The sequence below is a fragment of the Nocardia sp. Marseille-Q1738 genome, from assembly GCF_965283145.1.
In genome coordinates this window covers 597,683-615,497 of record NZ_CBDIMS010000002.1, presented here as the reverse complement: position 1 = coordinate 615,497, position 17,815 = coordinate 597,683, and the positions used below count along the sequence as shown (strand labels likewise).

Sequence of the window (17,815 nt, the reverse complement as noted above, 5' to 3'; positions counted from 1 at the left end):
TGAGGCCCTGTGTGACTCGCAGCGGTAGATGGCGGTGTTCTCGCGCTGATAGTTGGCGCTGCGAGCAGGGACCTGCCGCCGCCGAACACCTGGGATGCGGCGCGTCTACGGGCGCGGGAGGACTTCGGGTTGGGTCAGGGTTGTGATCGCCTCGACGATGCCGGTGTTGTTGCGGCCGAAGGACGCGTCGAAGAAGGTGCGTAGATAGTTTGGTTGCAGGTCGATCGAGCGCTGGGGGTCGATCTTGCCGACTGCTTTCGTTGTTGTTTCTGTCGAGAGCAGTCCGGCGGCGGTCAGTTGAGGCAGGATCGTCTGCTGATCGCAGAAGGACATGTGCTCGGTGCCCGACACCTGCAGGGGCAGCTTTACGCCGGTATTGCTGGACCAGTAGGGCTCCCAGCCAGGGTTGCCGTACCAGGGCGAGGCGCCACCGGCCAGCATGAGCAGCGGTTTGTCGGTTCCCTCGGTGGCGACCGATCCCAGGATCGGCCCGTCCAGATTGATCCCGGCACCGATCCTGGGATCGTCGTGCAGGGCTTGCACCGTGGTCGAGCCGCCGAGTGAATGCCCGAACATTCCCACCTTCGTCAGGTCCAAGCTCGTAGCCAATCCTGCGGGCAGGGCTCTGGTGGCCTGAGATCCCTGCCCGGAGGCGGCGGCGGAGAGTTCGTCGAGCACGAAGCGGGTGTCGGCCACCCGTGTCGGGAGCAGGACATCGCGCAGGACTTCCTGCGGGGAATCCAGCGGGACAACTGTGTGTTCGATCCGTCCGTCGGGGAAGTGGACCGAGAACGCCTCGTGTGTGTGGTTGATCGCGGCCACGACATAGCCGTGACTGGCGAGATCCTCGGCTTGGGCGGTGCTCCAGCCGGTTGCGTCGCCCATACCGGGGGAGTTCAACAACACCGGGAACTTGCCGGTTTCTTCGCGTGCCGGTCGATGCGGGTAGCTGTGACTCGGGCCGAGCGACCAGCGTTCGCGCGGGACGCCGAGTTCGGCGAGGTAGTCGGCTTGCTCCTCCCACCCGCCCGGCGGCATCCACGCCGCCGCGGAAGCACGCGAATCCTGCGCTGGATACCAGATTTGCACCAGCAATTCCCGGTGGCCTCCGCCCCACGGGTCGTTTCGATCGGCGTCGGTGAGATGAAGTTCGGTCACGCCGACAGTGTTCTTGCCGGTAGGGGAAGGCAGAGAGACGACCACGGCATCGGCTGACACCGAATCAGGCGCGGCTCCGGCCGCTGCCACAGTGGTCATGGTCGCCATCCATGCCACCATGACCATGCCCCCGAATCGTCGTAAACCTCTGCGCGCCATAACAACCCCCGAGTTCGGTCCGCCAACGAACCGCCACCCTACAAGACCTCTGTCACCGCGCCCGAGCTGCTAACTCTGACACCTACCCTGTCACCGAACGCCCCGCCAGTCACAGCAGCGTGTGCCGCGACAGGAATCGCGGGGCGGCGTGCGCAGCCTCGGTGAACTGTCAGCATTGTCCGGAAACGATCGTTCACGAGACACCCTCGACCACAGCAGGTTTCCGCAGGCCGGATCTGTAAAGGTTGCCGTGTACGCGCCAATGTCAACTTGTCGGGGTTCGCCATGCGGCTATACAGGATGGCTGCCACCGAGGCCGCACCGCTCGCTGCGGCGTCAGGATGCTCTGTGCCGTCTGGTACGTTCGCGGCGCAGGGACGGCCGGCCCGCCCAGGCCATCGCCCGGCCGCCTTGCCCAGCAGATCGCGCGCGTCCGTGCCATACGGGACGTTCAAACACGTGCGACTCCAGACCACAGACCCCACATTCGGTCTCACCGGCGCCACCTGACGGTGCGAGAACACCGCCATCTACCGCTGCGAGTCACAGCCCTGCGACTTCCGGCCCGGACGGCCGAGTGTCCAAGAACCGTTTCTCGACACCGGCCGCGACGATGGCATCTGATCGCCGGTAACACTCGGCCTCGCATGCCGGTGGCGCACCGAGGCGAGATCCGATTACGGTGAACGGACCGCATGTCCAGATCACCCGGGTAGCCCGGGCAGACGAGGGGGGAACATGAGTCCCGATCCAACGACGTCACCGACGCCGCCTGCACCAACCACTCCACCCGCAGCACCACCGGCCGGAAATGTGGCGTTGGGTGTCACACCGGATCAGCTGAAGAACATTTCGGCGACGTGGCGGCGGGAGGGCGAGGAGATCGGCAAGATGTCCTGGTCCGCCATGGCGGAAGCGACCGGTGCGGGCAGCGACGTCCTCGCCCTGGTCCGCGGCATGGCGGATCCGGCGCAGCAGGCGATGACCTCGATCGCGACCCGGTTCACCACGTTGGCCGACCTGCTGGACAAGTACTCGGCGAACATTCAGGACAAGGACGCCGAGATCGCCACCGAGATCGGAAAGCTGAGTCCCCGCTGATGCGCCCGCTGATCAGCCAGCTCGAAGGCTGGAACATCGACGGACTCAACCGCGCCGCCGAGGCAGCCCGGAACAATGCCGAAGCCCTCTACAGCTCGGTCAACGACTGCTCTCGAGCGGCATCGGCCGCCGGCGACTGGAAGGGACAGACCCGCGACGCGGCGATGCGACGCATCGATGAGGAGGTCGATCACGGCTACGAGGTCCGCAGTCTTCTGCTGCGGCTTGCCGATGACGCCGACGACGCGTACAAGGGTATGCGGCATTCCAGGGACTACGTTCTCGGTCAGCGCAATGCGGCTGTCGAGCAAGGATTCGTTGTTGCCGATGACGGTCAGGTGACGCATCCGGATCCCGCAAAGGCTGGTGATGCCGGAGTTTTCCAGCTCAATATCTCCAGTGGGTTGGATGAGCTCGAACGTCTCGACAACACCTTCGGTGCGAGCCTGCGGGACATCCAGGCCGACCTCGCGGCGATCCGCAGCGGTCAGCAGGACATCACGCTCCCGGATGGTTCGCGCCAGGACCCGGATGCCGTGGCCACCCAGCTGGCATCGATGGCGCCGGATCAGCGGGCCACGTTCGTGGCCGGATTGAGCCCCGAGGCACAGCGGCAATTGGTGATCGCGGCACCGGAGAAACTGGGGAACATGAACGGTGTGCCGTTTTCGATGCGGATCGATGCCAACGAGATCAACATCCGCAACGCCCTCACCATCGAGAAGCAGAAGCCAGATCCCGACAAAGCCCGCGTGGCACAGTTGGAGAAGATGCTCGCCCTGATCCCCAACCCGGACACCACTCAGCCCGGCCAGAAAATCGAGTCGCGAGGGCCAAATGCGACACCGGGTAACCACTTGATCGACCGCAAGTTCGTCATGTTCGACCCCGAGGGCAACGGCCGCATGATCGAGATGATCGGCGAGATGAAACCGGAAGCACCCGGCGTGGGGGTGTACGTCCCGGGCACGAGCACGAACCTGAACGGGTCCGGATCGAACCATACGGCGGCGTGGAATCTAGCCGATCAGACTGGTGGCCCGATCTTCCTCTATATGGAAGGCGACTTCCCGCAGAGCCTGACTAGTCTGAGTGACGGCGCACCGAGCCCGAAGTTCGCGCAGGACATGGCCCCGAAGCTGGTCGAGTTCGGCCGCGAAATCGATCGCGAAGTGGCGCAGCACGCGCCAGGAAAACCGGTGTCCTACGTCGGGCACTCCTACGGTGGATCCATCGTCGCTTCCGCCGAGCAGTTGGGTCTGCGTGCCGACCGGATTCTGCATGCCTCCTCAGCCGGAACCGGCGTGTTCGAAGGCAGCTGGAACAATCCGAACCCAAACGTCCAGCGCTACTCAATGACCGCTCCCGGCGACATGATCGGCATTGTCCAGTCCTACCCGCAAGCTGGCCTCACCCTCCCCGGCGGCATCCCGATCCCCGGAAACCCCCACGCCGGACACCCACTCGGCGGCGACCCAGACGAGGTCCCCGGAGTCACCCGCCTCGACACCGGCTACTACCACACGAAGCAACCGCAAGCCGGACTCGAAGCAGGCGAGGTGGTCTTCGGCCCGGATGGTCACGGAAAGTACTGGGATGACCCGACTTCGGACGCATTCCGGAACATCGTGGGCGTAATCAAGGGCACGGAGGTCACCGGCTATGTCGAACGGGGCATCGAAACCCCGTACGTCGACATCGGGCTCGGTGACAACGGCAACGGCGGCAAGGAAGGTTTCGACGCAACCAAGGCCGCGACCATGGGCCAGATGTTCGGCGTCGACAACCCTTACGACAACCCACGCGTGACCGACAACCCCCAGCTCGGCCCGAAGATCGACGTCCCATGAAAACCACACTCCGCACGGTCGCACTGCTCTCGCTACTGCTTATCGCCGGATGTGGCCTCGTCGACGAGGGACCGACGAACGACGACATCAAGAACTCCACCGGACTCACCATGGACGAGGCCACTCGAATCGTGTTTGACAACCTGAATTCGGTCTGGCTGTACTCCGTTGATCCCGATCCCGGCTCCGTCCAGAAACTCGGCTGTCGCACCAATCCGGACTCCTTGATGAGCGAAGGCCCGCCATGGGGAGTGGCGACGATGGTGGTTGCGCAGGATCCTCCGCCGGAGCTGGTCACCCAGGTCCTTGCCAAGCTGGACACATTGACCAAGCGTGGGTTCACCGTCGACACACCCGGCGTCACAACGGATCACCCGGCAGACCGCGTCTACACCGACAACCGAGGATTTGTCGTCCAGTCCGAAATGGATATCGACTCACGTGTCGGAGGCCCCCCGAAATTCTCCGTGAGATCAAGCTCTCCGTGCGCCGCAGAGTGAGGGTGCGGTTCGGTTCTACGGGCCATGAGGAAGTCGATCGCTGTCGTGGCTGCCGCTGGGACGCTGCTGGCCGCGTCCTGTCAGGCGGTGGTCGGTGAGGGCCGACTAACCAGGAGGTCAAGGCCTCGACCGGACTTATCGTCGGGAAGGCTTTCAGACCGGGCGTACTCGCACCCCAGAGGATTCACGGTCCAGCGCTCAGGGACGCAGGCACAGTGCCGAACAAGGTGCACTTCGTCATGATTTCGTCGTCACATTGCGCCGCAGAGTAAGTATGTTGCAATTAGAAATGCCCTGGGCCTGCGCTACGATCACCGCTTTTGCTTCGAGCGCCTCGCGCAACATGCCAACAACCGGGCCGTTTTCCAAACCTCGCTGGGCTGTGCCACGGATAAACGACCGACTATTGCGCGGAATGACGCTCTTGAGCGAAGTGGTTAGAATATCCTGACCAGGTGGTCGCCTCACCATATCGCAATTCGGCCGGTCCGTTGTCATAGCGTACGACACCGAGAATTCGATGGCCGCTATTTATGGCGACGCGCACGCTTTCATTTACTTCAGCCGTTGCCATATAGAAGTATCATCCGATATCTACTTCCGTCCCTTTCGCGGATATTTTACCACTTTTCTACCGCCCCCGAATCGCGATCCGGCTGTTACTCGTATCCTTTGCTCAACGTTGACCAGCCCCAGAGCCGCGGCCGTGAGCGCTTCCGGGCTAATCCATTTCTCAAGATCTTCATCCTTTACTCGAATTGCATTTCCATCTTCATCTATCGCTAATTCTTGCCCTTTAAGCTTGTACGCATGCATCAGCTTTGAGACCAGCTCATCTTCATATACCTGCTTCACTAGGGCGATCACTTCGTCTTGATCCGCCTTAGGGAACTCTTCACCCCAGAACTTGAATTCGTTCCGAAAGAGCGGGAAGGCTAAGTTTATGCTGATAGTCCCGAAGGACGCACCACCCTCTGAAAGCTTCTCATCGAACCTCGCTGCATGGACAACGTCATCCTCACGAAATACTTCCCACTTCACATCTGGAAGCCCATCACTCTTCCGACGTGCTGCACCGGCAAATTCGCCAGTCTCGTCCGGGTTCAAGATTATCTTGTCACCGGTACCACCGGAATCCTTTGAGTTATTACGAGGCTGCATCACGACAGAGTTTCCAGCGCGTGAATTTCCAGCCCCGAGACGAGGCGTTCCGGTTGTCGACGATGCAGTGTTGCCCGATTCTTGACCAAGATCATCCTTGACAAGAAGCGGCGGACGAAAGCGAGTTGCCAGACGTTCCATTGTTCGCTTGAGACGCTCCCGCCGATCCTGATCGTTGCTGTCAGTTCCACCGGAACGACTTTCCTCTATTGCTCTCTTAATCGGACCAGGCAGCTGCTGGTAAAAGTTATCCTGCCAATCCTCCCATGGAAGGCTGGTGCTCCCCTTGCCGATCAGCATGCCCCGAGACGCCTGCGGCATAACTCCCCATCGTGTCGGCTCAGATTCTTTGTAAGGGGGTGGGACGATGAAGATCCACAGACGCATTCGAATTGCGTCAGGTATCCCGAACTGGCGATATTGCTGTGGGCGATCCTTTCGATCGTACGCCTCATTTTCATACTGAACCACTATGAGCGGTTTGGTGGGCCCCTTCTCTTGGGTCAATGCATTCTCATCCCCGTCCGTCAGATACCACTCGATCTTCGTCCCATGTTTCACCATCACAGTACCGTGCTGATGCTTGGGTGAGATTACCGCCTTAATGCCATTGACACGCCGCGGGTGGATCGCATACCTCAGCCCGTCGGGCGCAACAATAACTTTATCCTTACTCTCGCGCCGTTCAGTCTCTGCAGGCTTCGGCTCAAGTGTTGCGACACGAACAGATACATGGCTGGGAATCTCGACAAACCGGGTGTTCAAGTAGTTGACGATCCCACGCTTTACCTGATCCTCGCCACGTTTGTAGTCGCCGCTCACCGTGTCTCGCGATGGACCATCGCCAAGGAATACAAAGACCGTTCCATGACCCGCATCTTTGATCTCATCGAAATGAAACTTCCGCAGGTCGATTCCGAGAGCTGGGTTGAAGGAAGGAGGGATGCAGTCGTTAATATCGTCCGGTGGTCCTCCGGGTCGGAGCCCGGTTCATAGATATAAAAATCCTTCAATTTCCATCTGTCGTGACGTTCATCGAAGTGAATCCAAATCATCCGACCTTCAGGCGTCTCGTCGGTCCACGACAATACGATTATCCCATATGGATTCCACTCATAGCAGGACGCCTTGAACCCTTGCCCGAAATTCTCGGTCAGTGAAATTGTCCTACCACCGCCACCGAACGATGACAGGAATAGTTGAAGGTTCTCCTCGTTCATGCCTACGCCATTATCGGCGACGTAGCGTCGGGCCACCCCATGCGTCGTGAACGACTCCTCATCAACACCGAAATATATCCAGGTTGCTTCAGCTTGAATCGAATTAACGAGCGCCTCCCGCGCCCATTGATAGGGGCCACCAGCATTATATGCCTGGCGAATCAAATGATGCACGTTCTCATCGGGAACGGTCACAATCTTGCCCATGAATAATTTCGCTTCCCCTTGTTCTCGAGAGGTCGGCACTGGTGCCCCGCGCTGCTCTAACTTGTAGCGGCGATCTTACTCGTGCTATATGCGCGGGCGACGAGATTGCTGAATATGAGCCAAATGACCTGTACCAATTAAGGAGACCAGTCAGTATCGGACTCCTGTTGTCCCTGGTGAGAGCCGGTAGGAGAGGGATGGCTGGTCGCAAGCGTTCCGGGGAGAAGATCGTGCGGAAGCTTCGCCCTACAGGCGAACTCGCCGCATCGGGGCGTCCGGGCCCTGCTGCCCATAGCCACGAGTCCGAGCTTGCAGCAGGGGCATGCCCGAGGGACGTGTGCGCCACGGCATCGTTGAGCTACTCGATGAGCTGTTCTGTTCCTCGGCCCAGCAGACCGACGTTGCGTGAGTCAGCGGTATTCTGCGTGTCCGTCATTTGGCTGGATCGGCCAGATTGTCGCGTTGACACCAGTCTGGTGTTCGACAAAGGGCGCGAACGCACTCCGGCCCAAGAGGGTTCATAGTTCGAGGAACTTAGGGACGTACCTCGCTCATCAGCCCAACGGCCGAGCCATTTCATCCATCACCGGAGAGTCGATGAAGGGCTGGTCTTGACCGATCACACGCCAGCCCCACGACTCATACGCCGCTCGGGCAGGATTGCCGACCCGGACCAGCAGATAGGCCAGTGGTTCAGGACGCTCCGACAGTAGGGCGTCGTGGATGATTCGCGCGAACCCCTGGCCCTGGCGATCAGGGTGTACGGCGAACTCACGGAAGATGTAAACGGGTGCACCCGTCGACACCGGCTGCAACTCGGGATAGACCCGAAGAGCTTTATGCCACACCGCTTCCGGTCGGCCATATGGGGTCCCGAACGCATAACCGATCATTCGGCCGTCGATCCATCCCGCCACCAACTCGAAACCCGCAATCGGGGCATACATCCCTTCTAAGCGTTCCCAGAACTTCGCGGGGCTGTACCAGGGATTGCCTTGCTGCTCGCGGTGCGACGCGAGATATACAGTCTTGAGTTCATCGGCGAGTGCGAGTGTTCCTGCGGCGTCATAGCGGACGAGTTCGACCGGGCTGGCGGTCATGACTCGATCGCCCTTCGTTCGCGAGCAACATGGTCACGCAGGAGTTCGTGAAGCTCTCGGGCACTGCGAGTGCGTCGCTGATCCGAGGGCACGGCCGCAAGGACCTGTTCTCCCAACCCCATGACGAACTGTGTCCGGTGCTCGGTAGGCAGAGCCTCCAACGTGGTCGTCGCGTATCCGGCACCCTGGGTCGGATCACCGGTAGTGACCAGGCAGAGGGCACGCTGTAGCTCGATCTGGACCGGGCCCCGCCGACTGTTGGGTGGGTACAGGCCGAGTGCCGCCGACTGCGCTTCCTCGGCCCGGCGGGTGTCGCCGAGGTGGGAGTACACGAAGCTCTCGGCGAACCTGACTCGCTCTTCTGGATATGCCCAACAGTGCCAGCCGTGATCGTTGGTCATTTGGGACGGCAAGGCGGCGAAGGTCTCTCGCAGGGCGACCAATGACGACTCGGCATCCTCGGCACGGCCGAGCAAAGCGAACGACTGAGCGCGCGCAGCGAGCAGACTCGGTCGCCCGACAGCAGGGCCGTCCGCGATCAGGTCATGAGACTTGCTGATCTCATCAATGATGATTTCGGGGCTCTGACCGTCATAAATCGCCCTGATAGCTTTGCGTCCTCGCACATGCATCATCGTGTGGCGGTCACCGGAGGAATCTGCGGCATAGCAGGCTGTGCGCCACCACCGCTTCGCTTCGCGGCGCTGGCCGAGGTCCCCAACGGCCTGGGCCAGGTACTGGCTCAGCAGTGCACCAATCTTGTAAAGCGCTCGGCGTTGGGCCGGGTCCGACGACATGCCCAACGCCATCTGGAGGCTCAGGACATCCACCAACAGCATCTCGTGCAACTCAGCGGCTGTGTGTGTGACGGCAGCGGCTCCGTACTCGCGGACGATCTCATGCCAGTCATCCACATCTACCGAGAAGCCGTCGGAGACCGCCCGATTGAGGCCGTGCCGCGCCGACTCCAACCCGAGCGCCATACCGACACCAGCAGCCGAAGCGCTGAGTAGGAAGGTCCGGCGGAGCACGTCATCAACCTCTTTCCCTGCGGTCGGCAGGAACGTCGGCGGATCATTCTCGTCTGGCCCCATACTAATGGCGCCAGCCCCTCGCTCGACCGGACGGAAGCCGAGTTCGGCGTCCGTAGCGACACCGAGAACCGCCCTCAATCCGGCACGGTACTCGGAATTCGGCCAGCGGAATACGCCACGTTCCAACTTGCCGATGTAGTTGCCGGACAGTTGAATGACCCGACCTGTCTGGCGGTATACCCAGGCGTTTACAGCGTCGGCGACCTCCGCACGCGACAGCGGATGCCCGGTCAATTTCGACCGGGTGCGTGCTCTGGCTGCGCTGAGCTGGTGATTCGGTTCGGACAAGCCCCGTCCCCCTCGTTCGGTAACCCGCACCCGCAATCCTCGCAGCCACCAGAAGCGCCTGCGGCCGAACCGGGCGCCCTCCCGCACATCTCCCCGTGTCCTCCCTCAAACCGCCGTTCCCACAGGCCCCGCCGCGAGGAAATCTGGCGACAGCACCCGACGACCCGGTCCACACCGTCCCTCATCCGGTTCTCCAGCGTCGGGTGCCTTCCTCATCGAAGCAAACAGGAGGCTTGGGTAGTGGTTCGACGAGATTTGGCGGCAAGCGGTACGAGGCGGGCGGCACCGCTCGTGAACTGGAATGGCAGCAAGGTCCTTCCGGTCGAATCCGGAGACACTTTGGCGTCGCGGTGCCGGTTCTATCGCGAGATCTGCGGCCTGCCTGCGCGAGTACAGCCTGAACTCCACCAGATCTTCATTTCCTCGGGCAGGGTCGGCGCAATCACCGTTCCGGCCAAGCTCGGCGTGGCCGTAAAAGGGCACATGCAGTCCCGGCGTGTGCAGCTCGGCCCGATCGTCTCGCATCCTCGGTCGAAGCGGTGGACATTTCTCGTCGTGCCCGACCTCCCTGACGACAACCTTGCCCTGTTCGGAGAACTGTTCCGCCTCAATGCTTCCGTCGCCCGCGTCGGCGCCCGAATCGCACTCCCGTCGCCGATCGGCCGACACCGTTTCCGGATCTGGGTGCAGCCACCGCGCAACAGCTACCGGCCATCCGGCCGGGCCGTTGTCGAAGCCATTCGCGCATGTGCCAGACCACGGCCGCGCGGATCCCGGTAGGTGAAGCTACGCCACTAAGGAGATCAGCGATGACATCGAATCGACTTACGGTCGGCAGCTGGGTGAGCACGAGCAAAGGCTGCCCAGTACGGGCGGTCCTCGGCGAGTATCGGGAATACGTGATCTTCGTTCTCGGCACGTACGGCCACGAGTTCGAGCTCCTGCTGGATCCCTCGACTCTGGCAGACCTGCTGCGACTCGGCTCAAAGGCATTGGAAGAACTGGCGTCCGACGAGTAACGATCGGCGAGAGATCACGAGTCCTCAGCCGAGGTCACGTGACCATGGCACACTCCATGTATGGAGACCGGGGCGGAGCTAGAGCTGCGCCAGATGATCTTCGATCATCTGGCGCGCCGAGTCGAAGAGGATGGGTCGCTGAGTCGTGAGGAGCTGACCGAGTTCGAAGTCGGCGCCGAAACCTATCGGCTGATCGATCGCAACAAAGGGATCTGGAACCCCGCTCGATTTGCAGCCACCTTGTCGATTCTCTCGAAACCCGACAGTCCCTACACCGACGAGGAAGTCGGCGACTCCCTATACGCGTATGCGTATAGGGAGGGCAACGTCCGTGGCGACAACACGAAACTACGGCGCGCCCATGAGCTACAGCTTCCTATCATCCTGCTTCGATGGATCAAGATCGGCACAGCCATTCGCTACGTCCCAGTTTTTCCTGTCTATGTCATTGCGGACGACCCGCAACGCCGACGTTTTATCCTCGCGCTGGACGAAGGCCTCAGGAACGTTGACGATCCGCTGAACCTGAAGCCCATCGAGCGTGCGTACTCTCGACGTGTCACAGAGCAACGACTGCACCAGCCGGAGTTCAGGGGAAGGGTCCTCTTCGCATACGACCATCGCTGCGCAATGTGCAAGGTGGGCCACGGGCAGCTGCTCGATGCGGCTCACATCATCGCGGACGGCAAGGAGCACGGCGCCGCCGATGTCGCTAACGGTTTGAGCCTCTGCAAGCTCCACCATGCCGCGTATGACACCAACTTGATCGGCATATCTCCCGAGTACGAGATCCACGTCGGGAAGCAGCTGATGCAAGATCAGCACGAGGGGCCGATGCTGCGGTATGGACTGAAGGCGATGGACGGTCAGCACCTCGCCTTACCGCACCGGCGGAAGGACTGGCCCTCGCCGGAACGGCTCGAGGAACGGTTCTCCGAATTCAAGGCAGCTGGCTGACCGCACGAAACTTGCGCAGGGTCTGCTGCGTCGGCACTGCTCGTGCAGGCCTACGCAGGCAAGAGTCGGGCTACGACCTCCGTCAGTTGTTTGATGTTGCGGCACTCGTGCATCGTGACGCACTCCGCGTACGCGTGGGCGGCGGAATCTCCGGTGGACCAGGAGCGGGAAGGCTCGGGATTGAGCCAATACATGTGTTTGGCTCGGTCGCGGATGGTTTGTAGCGCAGCAAGATTCGGGTCGGTGCGGTTGGTGCGTGCGTCGCCGAGGATGAGGACGGACGTGCGCGGCCCGAGGGCGTCGGCGTAGTTGCCGAGGAAGCCTTGGAATGCTTCACCGTAGTTGGAGCTGCCGAAGCGGGCGACGTTGGTGGAGCGGATGATTCGGGCTGCTGCGCCGGGAGTGGGTGGTTCGCCGGGCGTGAAGAAGCTGGTGATTTCGTCGCAGGTGTCGATGAAGCCGAAGCTGCGGACCTTGCTGAATTGGTCTTGTAGGGCCTGGATCAGGTGGAGGGTGAATTCGGCGAAGCCGGTGACCGAGCCGGAGAGGTCGGCGAGGACGACGAGGTCGGGGCGGCCGTGTTTGCGGGCGCGGAGGACCGGGGCGATGGGGGCGCCGCCGGTGGACATGGAGCGGCGGAGGGTGCGGCGGAGATCGATCTGGCCGCGGACGGATTTGCGGCGGCGGACGGCGAGGCGGGTGGCGAGTTTGCGGGCCAAGGGGTGGACCAGGCGGCGCATTTCGTCGAGGTCTTGTTCGCGGGCGCCGAGGAAATCGATCTGGTCGGTGCTGGATTCGACGCCGCGGCGGGCGATGTATTCGGTGCCGCGCAGCTGTGCCGAGCGCAGGCGGGCCTCGGTTTGGACGGCGGCGCGGAATTCGGCGAGGCGGCGGTTGGCTTCGATCGTGTGGACGGTGGTGTCGAGCTGGGAGGCGCCGTTCATGCCCGCGACGATGCGATCGACGAGGTCTTCCGGCTGTAGGGCTTTCATGGTCAGGTAGGAGGACCAGCCCGCACCGGAGGCGGTGGTGACGGGGCCGGAGGACTCACCGGTGCCGACCCCGCCGTAGCCGCCGAGTTCGGTCAGCGCCTGACGAGCGAGTTCGGTGACTGCCTGGGAAGGCCCTTGGGCCAGTGCGGAAACGAGTTGATCCCGCAATGCTTCGACGGACTCGGGCGTCGACGGGGCCGCGGGCTGCGGCTGTTCCCCGGTGAGGAAGTAGAGGTCGAAGAGCTGATCGAAGACGGCGCGTTGACCGTTGCGGCGCAGCAGGCAGGCGGCCATGCCGGAGCGCAGGCGATCGCGATCGGCCACGCCGAGGGTGACCATCGCCTCGGCCGCGTCGATGGTTTCGCTCGGCCCCGCGTTGATGCCGTGGTCGCGCAACAACCCCACGAATTCGACGAGCCGATCGGTCATCGAGTCGGTGATTCGAGGCCTCGTCTCGCCGCGTGCTTGCGCCGTACTCATGGTGTTCCGCTAGTTGTCGAAGGTAGGTCCGGGTCGGGTAGCCCCAGCCGTTCGACCGCCGTGCGGTGATCGGATTGGTATTTCAGCAGCACCCCGAGGGTCGAACGGACAACATTTCCGCTCAGATTGCGAGCACCGAGGGCGACCAGGGTCTTTGCCCAGTCGACGGTTTCGGCGATCGAGGGGGCCTTGCGCAACGACAGTTGCCGGAGCGCGCCGACCATCCGGACCACCGGCTCGCCGAGCGCCTCGTCCAGCTCGGGCACCTTCATCCGCACGATCGCCCGCTCCAACTCGGCGGTCGGGTAATCGATGTGGAGGTAGAGGCAGCGTCGTTTCAGGGCCTCGGACAGCTCGCGGTTGGCGTTGGACGTCACGATGACGAACGGTTTGCGGACCGCGGTGACGGTGCCGAGTTCGGGGATGCTCACCTGGTAGTCGCCGAGCACCTCGAGCAGCAGGCCCTCGAGCTCCACATCGGCCTTGTCGAGTTCGTCGATGAGCAGCACGGTGGAACGCGGGTTGCGGATGGCGGCCAGCAGAGGCCGGGCTAGCAGGAATTCCTCGGTGAAGACGTGGTCGCGCGTGCTGTCCCAGCTCTCGTTGTCCGTCGCGGTGATGCGGAGCAGTTGCTTGGCGTGGTTCCACTCGTAGAGGGCGCGGGCCTCGTCGATGCCCTCGTAGCACTGCAGGCGCACGAGATCGGACGTCGTCGCGGCGGCGACGGCTTTCGCCAGTTCGGTCTTGCCGACGCCCGCCGGACCCTCGATCAGCAGCGGCTTGCCGAGGTGGCCTGCGAGGAACACGGCGGTGGCGATGTCGAGGGACGGCAGGTACCCGGCCTTGCTGAGGCGACCGGTCACCTCGTCTACCGACGAAAAGAACTTACTCATCGGTAACTAGTTTAGCCGTGAGGTCGCGACCTACCTCGGCACCGGTACCCGGAAAAGACTGGGCTCGGCGTCGTCCGGCACCGCGGTCGCCGGGGTGAACGGCTCCACCAGCGCGCGTAGTTCGACGAGATGCCGGGCGTGCGCGTCCAGCGCTTCGTCTTCCTCGGAGACCGGCACCCATTGCGGCACCGCCCGAGCCTTTCCGCCGTCGTCCAGCGCGACAACCACCGCGAGACCGTGCGCGGCCAGCGCGGGTTCGTCGGAGTGGGCGTCGGTGGACGTCACGTGCACGCTCATATGCATGCTGCGCGGGCCGGTATGGATCAGCCGAGCGGCAACCTCGACGACGTGGCCGATGACGATCGGCCGGTAGAAGCGGATCCCGCCGAAGTAGGACGTGATGACGCGCTCTCCGGCCCAATCGGCGCCACACACGTACGCCGCCTCGTCGATCCACCGCATGGTCCGGCCGCCATGGACCTTGCCGCCCCAGTTGATGTCCGAGGGCGCTGCCAGGAACCGCAGCGTGGCAGTCGGCGCGGTGCCCGCGGCCGTGTACCGCTGGGTGGCCATCGCCTCCTCGATGTGCTTGCGCACCGAAATCCTGGCCCGCGCCTGTCGATGCCGCTGCAGCTCCAGCAGCGTTGTCGGATTCCATTGCGGGACTTCGACTGTGCGCCTGTCGTCGTCGACCGCGACGAAGATCGTGAGGCATTGGGCCGACTGCACCGGCTTCACCCGGGTGGGATCGGTCGAATAGACGGTGACGAGGATGTGCATGCTGGTGCGCCCGGTGTGGACCAGATTCGCATGCAGTTCGACCAGCTCACCGACCGCGATCGGCCGATCGAGATGGATGTTGCCGACATAGGCGGTGACGCAGTAACGACCGCTCCACTGGGCCGCCGCCGCGTAGGCGACCTTGTCGATCCATTCGAGCAGTTTGCCGCCGTCGACCGATCCCACAATGCCTGCGTCGGCAGGTTGAACGAGAAAGCGGTGGATCGCCTCGGGTCGCCGACCGGCCGAGGCCGGGCCGGGAACGGCGCGGTCGAGATTCGTCGAGTTGGGCAAGGTTCACAATCCGTTCGGGCAGAGAATCTTCGGGTATTCAGGTCCCTGACCTCGTTGTCCCGGAGAACCTTAGGTCCCCGCGGCCGTACGAGCGAGTAACGAGACGGCGCCCCCGCGACCTACTGTGCGGTACCGATCTCGGCGCTCTGATTCATTTGCCCGCCGCATCGCTCAGGCGGAATGGGAACGTCTAGGGGGAAGCCCCTAATACCGCAGTTTGATTTTGCCCGCTGGGGAGCCAACCCCCGTGACCTTTCTGGACAAGTGCGCAAGAGTGGAGACGTGCAGTCGCTGCCCCGTCGGTGAACAGGCCCGCGAAGCAGCGGCGACCCAGTTGATCCGGACCTATCTGTGTGGCTAGGCCGCGGACAAACCCGCAACGGGGGGATGGTGGGCGAACCGCTCACCGCAGAGTGAAAGGATCCACGTTGTTCTCCACAACCAGCACCGCACGCCGCAGCCTGGCCCGGCTGGTCGTCGCCGGTGCGATCGCCGCAGTTCCGTTGACTGCCTTGGCCATGCCCGCTTCCGCGGACCCCGCTACTCCGGGTGTCACCGAAGTCCGGCACAACCGCCATTACCCCGACCGCCACTGCGACTTCGGCCCCTTCCAGGACTGGAGCTGCAACAACAACCCGTTCTTCGGTTGGTGGGGCGGCCAGGGCGATCGGCACAACCGGCCACCCGGCCTGTTCGGCAGCAGCTAGAAACCGAAACGGCTCGGCGCTCGCGAAGTGCCGGGCCGTTGTCGTGCGCCGACCCCGAAGACGCCGGTGGCCCGCTCCGAAAACCGAAGCGGGCCACCGTGCGAATCAGCCTGGGAATCAGGCGGTTTCGGTGATCGGCCGGTCGACCCAGCTCATCAGGCCGCGCAGCTTGGCGCCGGTGACCTCGATCGGGTGCTCGGCGTTCTGCTTGCGCAGCGCCTCGAGCTCCTTGTTGCCGCCCTCGACGTTGGCGACCAGGCGCTTGACGAAGCTGCCGTCCTGGATGTCCTTGAGGATCGCCTGCATGCGCTTCTTGGTGTCGGCGTCGATGACCCGCGGGCCGGACAGGTAGCCACCGAACTCGGCGGTGTCGGACACCGAGTAGTTCATCCGCGCGATGCCGCCCTCGTACATCAGGTCGACGATCAGCTTCAGCTCGTGCAGCACCTCGAAGTAGGCCATCTCCGGCGCGTAACCGGCCTCGACCATGACCTCGAAACCGGTCTTGACCAGTTCCTCGGTGCCGCCGCAGAGCACGGCCTGCTCACCGAAAAGGTCGGTCTCGGTCTCTTCCTTGAAGGTCGTCTTGATGACGCCCGCGCGGGTGCCGCCGATGCCCTTGGCGTAGGACAGCGCCAGCGCCTGGCCCTCGCCCTTCGGGTCCTGCTCGACGGCGATCAGCGCCGGAACGCCCTTGCCGTCGACGAACTGGCGACGAACCAGGTGGCCGGGGCCCTTCGGCGCGACCATGCCGATGGTGACGTTGGCCGGCGGCTTGATCAGGCCGAAGTGGATGTTGAGGCCGTGCCCGAAGAACAGCGCGTCGCCGTCCTTCAGGTTCGGCTCGATGTCGTTGGTGAAAATCGACGCCTGCGCGGTGTCGGGCGCGAGCAGCATGATGACGTCGGCCCAGGCCGAGACCTCGGCCGGGGTGCCGACGGTCAGGCCCGCCTCTTCGGCCTTCGGACGCGACTTCGAGCCCTCCGCGAGGCCGACGCGCACCTCGACGCCCGAGTCGCGCAGGCTCAGCGAGTGCGCGTGGCCCTGGCTGCCGTAGCCGATGACAGCGACCTTGCGGCCCTGGATGATCGACAGGTCGGCATCGTCGTCGTAGAACATCTCGACTGCCACTGTGGTTCCTTCCGAGGTCATCCCCGCGCGAGGCGGGGCACACCGTGCTTGCGCCGGTGTCGGTTTACAAGTTTCTGGATCGGATCACCCCCGCGTATGCGGGAGATGATCATTCCCGCTCGCGCGGGGAGGGCGGCACGCCAACCGTCGATCGGAGAAAGGTTAGCGTGTGGCCGCCGCCGGGCGGTCGGCCCCATCGGTGTGCGCCGCCCGCCGCGTCACCGGGTGGCGGTGATGGACTTCGGTCCACGTCCCACCGCGACGACACCGGACTGCACGATCTCGCGTATGCCATACGGTTCCAGCATCCGCAGCAGCGCGTCGAGCTTGGACCGGGTTCCGGTCGCTTCGACGGTGAGCGCGTCCGGGGAGACGTCGATGACCTTGGCGCGGAACAGCCCGACGGCCTCGATCACCTGGGTCCGCACGCTGGCGTCCGCACGCACCTTCACCAGGATCAGTTCGCGGGCCACGGAGCTGTCGGCGTCCTGCTCCACGATCTTGATGACGTTCACCAGCTTGTTGAGCTGCTTGGTGACCTGCTCGAGCGGCAGGTCCTCGACGGTCACGACGATGGTCATACGTGAGATCTCGGGCAGCTCGGTGCCGCCGACGGCGAGCGACTCGATGTTGAAGCCGCGGCGGGAGAACAGCGCCGCGACCCGCGCCAGCACGCCCGGTTTGTCCTCGACGAGAACGCTGAGGGTGTGGGTGGTACTCATCC

16 protein-coding genes are annotated in these 17,815 nt (G+C 63.2%); 6 read left to right on the top strand and 10 right to left on the bottom strand.

All coding sequences use genetic code 11. The features are described from left to right. Positions 1-105: 105 nt before the first annotated feature. Positions 106-1,257, bottom strand: coding sequence for an alpha/beta hydrolase family protein (locus ACWPXK_RS11200; protein WP_454195996.1), 1,152 nt, complete (start codon positions 1,255-1,257; stop codon positions 106-108). An 873-nt stretch (positions 1,258-2,130) separates the two neighbouring features. On the opposite strand from ACWPXK_RS11200, the gene ACWPXK_RS11195 reads away from it, so the two are divergent. From ACWPXK_RS11195 to ACWPXK_RS11185, 3 genes are all read left to right on the top strand, one after another. Next, the gene (locus tag ACWPXK_RS11195; protein WP_454196416.1) at positions 2,131-2,418 is read left to right on the top strand and encodes a hypothetical protein; all 288 of its coding nucleotides are present in this window, start codon (positions 2,131-2,133) and stop codon (positions 2,416-2,418) included. Further along, positions 2,418-4,268, top strand: a complete 1,851-nt coding sequence (locus ACWPXK_RS11190) for an alpha/beta hydrolase (protein ID WP_454195995.1) — start codon at positions 2,418-2,420, stop codon at positions 4,266-4,268. Before ACWPXK_RS11195 ends, ACWPXK_RS11190 begins: the two co-directional genes overlap by 1 nt. A gap of 110 nt (positions 4,269-4,378) precedes the next feature. Then, positions 4,379-4,768, top strand: coding sequence for a hypothetical protein (locus tag ACWPXK_RS11185; protein WP_454195994.1), 390 nt, complete (start codon positions 4,379-4,381; stop codon positions 4,766-4,768). Positions 4,769-5,362: 594 nt separating this feature from the next. On the opposite strand, the gene ACWPXK_RS11180 is transcribed toward ACWPXK_RS11185, so the two are convergent. From ACWPXK_RS11180 to ACWPXK_RS11165, 4 genes are all read right to left on the bottom strand, one after another. Then, complete coding sequence (locus ACWPXK_RS11180) at positions 5,363-6,751, bottom strand: hypothetical protein (RefSeq protein ID WP_454195993.1); 1,389 nt, start codon at positions 6,749-6,751, stop codon at positions 5,363-5,365. Further along, positions 6,748-7,356, bottom strand: coding sequence for a hypothetical protein (locus ACWPXK_RS11175; protein ID WP_454195992.1), 609 nt, complete (start codon positions 7,354-7,356; stop codon positions 6,748-6,750). The genes ACWPXK_RS11180 and ACWPXK_RS11175 overlap by 4 nt, the downstream gene beginning before the upstream one ends. A 554-nt stretch (positions 7,357-7,910) precedes the next feature. Then, positions 7,911-8,456 (bottom strand): GNAT family N-acetyltransferase, encoded by a 546-nt coding sequence (locus ACWPXK_RS11170; protein WP_454195991.1) that lies wholly within the window; start codon positions 8,454-8,456, stop codon positions 7,911-7,913. Further along, on the bottom strand, positions 8,453-9,838 hold the full coding sequence (locus tag ACWPXK_RS11165) for a hypothetical protein (protein WP_454195990.1): 1,386 nt from the start codon (positions 9,836-9,838) through the stop codon (positions 8,453-8,455). Before ACWPXK_RS11165 ends, ACWPXK_RS11170 begins: the two co-directional genes overlap by 4 nt. Before the next feature lie 809 nt (positions 9,839-10,647). On the opposite strand from ACWPXK_RS11165, the gene ACWPXK_RS11160 reads away from it, so the two are divergent. After that, complete coding sequence (locus ACWPXK_RS11160; RefSeq protein WP_454195989.1) at positions 10,648-10,857, top strand: hypothetical protein; 210 nt, start codon at positions 10,648-10,650, stop codon at positions 10,855-10,857. Positions 10,858-10,917: 60 nt separating this feature from the next. Beyond that, positions 10,918-11,814, top strand: coding sequence for an HNH endonuclease (locus tag ACWPXK_RS11155; RefSeq protein ID WP_454195988.1), 897 nt, complete (start codon positions 10,918-10,920; stop codon positions 11,812-11,814). A 50-nt stretch (positions 11,815-11,864) separates the two neighbouring features. On the opposite strand, the gene ACWPXK_RS11150 is transcribed toward ACWPXK_RS11155, so the two are convergent. From ACWPXK_RS11150 to ACWPXK_RS11140, 3 genes are read right to left on the bottom strand one after another with little or no spacing between them, the layout of a single operon-like run. Next, positions 11,865-13,235 (bottom strand): vWA domain-containing protein, encoded by a 1,371-nt coding sequence (locus ACWPXK_RS11150; RefSeq protein ID WP_454195987.1) that lies wholly within the window; start codon positions 13,233-13,235, stop codon positions 11,865-11,867. A gap of 47 nt (positions 13,236-13,282) precedes the next feature. Next, a complete protein-coding gene (locus ACWPXK_RS11145) occupies positions 13,283-14,179 on the bottom strand; it encodes an AAA family ATPase (protein WP_454195986.1) in 897 nt (298 codons plus the stop codon). A 30-nt stretch (positions 14,180-14,209) separates the two neighbouring features. After that, a complete protein-coding gene (locus ACWPXK_RS11140) occupies positions 14,210-15,184 on the bottom strand; it encodes an acyl-CoA thioesterase (RefSeq protein ID WP_454196415.1) in 975 nt (324 codons plus the stop codon). Between the two features lie 497 nt (positions 15,185-15,681). Between ACWPXK_RS11140 and ACWPXK_RS11135 the strand changes: the two genes are divergently transcribed. Then, on the top strand, positions 15,682-15,960 hold the full coding sequence (locus ACWPXK_RS11135) for a hypothetical protein (protein WP_454195985.1): 279 nt from the start codon (positions 15,682-15,684) through the stop codon (positions 15,958-15,960). Between the two features lie 117 nt (positions 15,961-16,077). On the opposite strand, the gene ilvC is transcribed toward ACWPXK_RS11135, so the two are convergent. Both ilvC and ilvN read right to left on the bottom strand, forming a co-directional pair. Next, on the bottom strand, positions 16,078-17,079 hold the full coding sequence (gene ilvC / locus ACWPXK_RS11130; protein WP_454196414.1) for a ketol-acid reductoisomerase: 1,002 nt from the start codon (positions 17,077-17,079) through the stop codon (positions 16,078-16,080). A gap of 230 nt (positions 17,080-17,309) precedes the next feature. After that, on the bottom strand, positions 17,310-17,813 hold the full coding sequence (gene ilvN, locus ACWPXK_RS11125; protein ID WP_040780853.1) for an acetolactate synthase small subunit: 504 nt from the start codon (positions 17,811-17,813) through the stop codon (positions 17,310-17,312). Positions 17,814-17,815: the final 2 nt, after the last annotated feature.

Excerpts from the sequence above, each read along its gene's own strand:
- ACWPXK_RS11145 (WP_454195986.1), bottom strand. The coding sequence starts at position 14,179 with ATGAGTAAGTTCTTTTCGTCGGTAGACGAGGTGACCGGTCGCCTCAGC.
- ACWPXK_RS11175 (WP_454195992.1), bottom strand. The coding sequence starts at position 7,356 with ATGGGCAAGATTGTGACCGTTCCCGATGAGAACGTGCATCATTTGATT.
- ilvC (WP_454196414.1), bottom strand. The coding sequence starts at position 17,079 with ATGTTCTACGACGACGATGCCGACCTGTCGATCATCCAGGGCCGCAAG.
- ACWPXK_RS11190 (WP_454195995.1), top strand. The coding sequence starts at position 2,418 with ATGCGCCCGCTGATCAGCCAGCTCGAAGGCTGGAACATCGACGGACTC.
- ACWPXK_RS11160 (WP_454195989.1), top strand. The coding sequence starts at position 10,648 with ATGACATCGAATCGACTTACGGTCGGCAGCTGGGTGAGCACGAGCAAA.
- ACWPXK_RS11200 (WP_454195996.1), bottom strand. The coding sequence starts at position 1,257 with ATGACCACTGTGGCAGCGGCCGGAGCCGCGCCTGATTCGGTGTCAGCC.
- ACWPXK_RS11185 (WP_454195994.1), top strand. The coding sequence starts at position 4,379 with ATGGACGAGGCCACTCGAATCGTGTTTGACAACCTGAATTCGGTCTGG.
- ACWPXK_RS11150 (WP_454195987.1), bottom strand. The coding sequence starts at position 13,235 with ATGACCGATCGGCTCGTCGAATTCGTGGGGTTGTTGCGCGACCACGGC.
- ilvN (WP_040780853.1), bottom strand. The coding sequence starts at position 17,813 with ATGAGTACCACCCACACCCTCAGCGTTCTCGTCGAGGACAAACCGGGC.
- ACWPXK_RS11170 (WP_454195991.1), bottom strand. The coding sequence starts at position 8,456 with ATGACCGCCAGCCCGGTCGAACTCGTCCGCTATGACGCCGCAGGAACA.
- ACWPXK_RS11155 (WP_454195988.1), top strand. The coding sequence starts at position 10,918 with ATGGAGACCGGGGCGGAGCTAGAGCTGCGCCAGATGATCTTCGATCAT.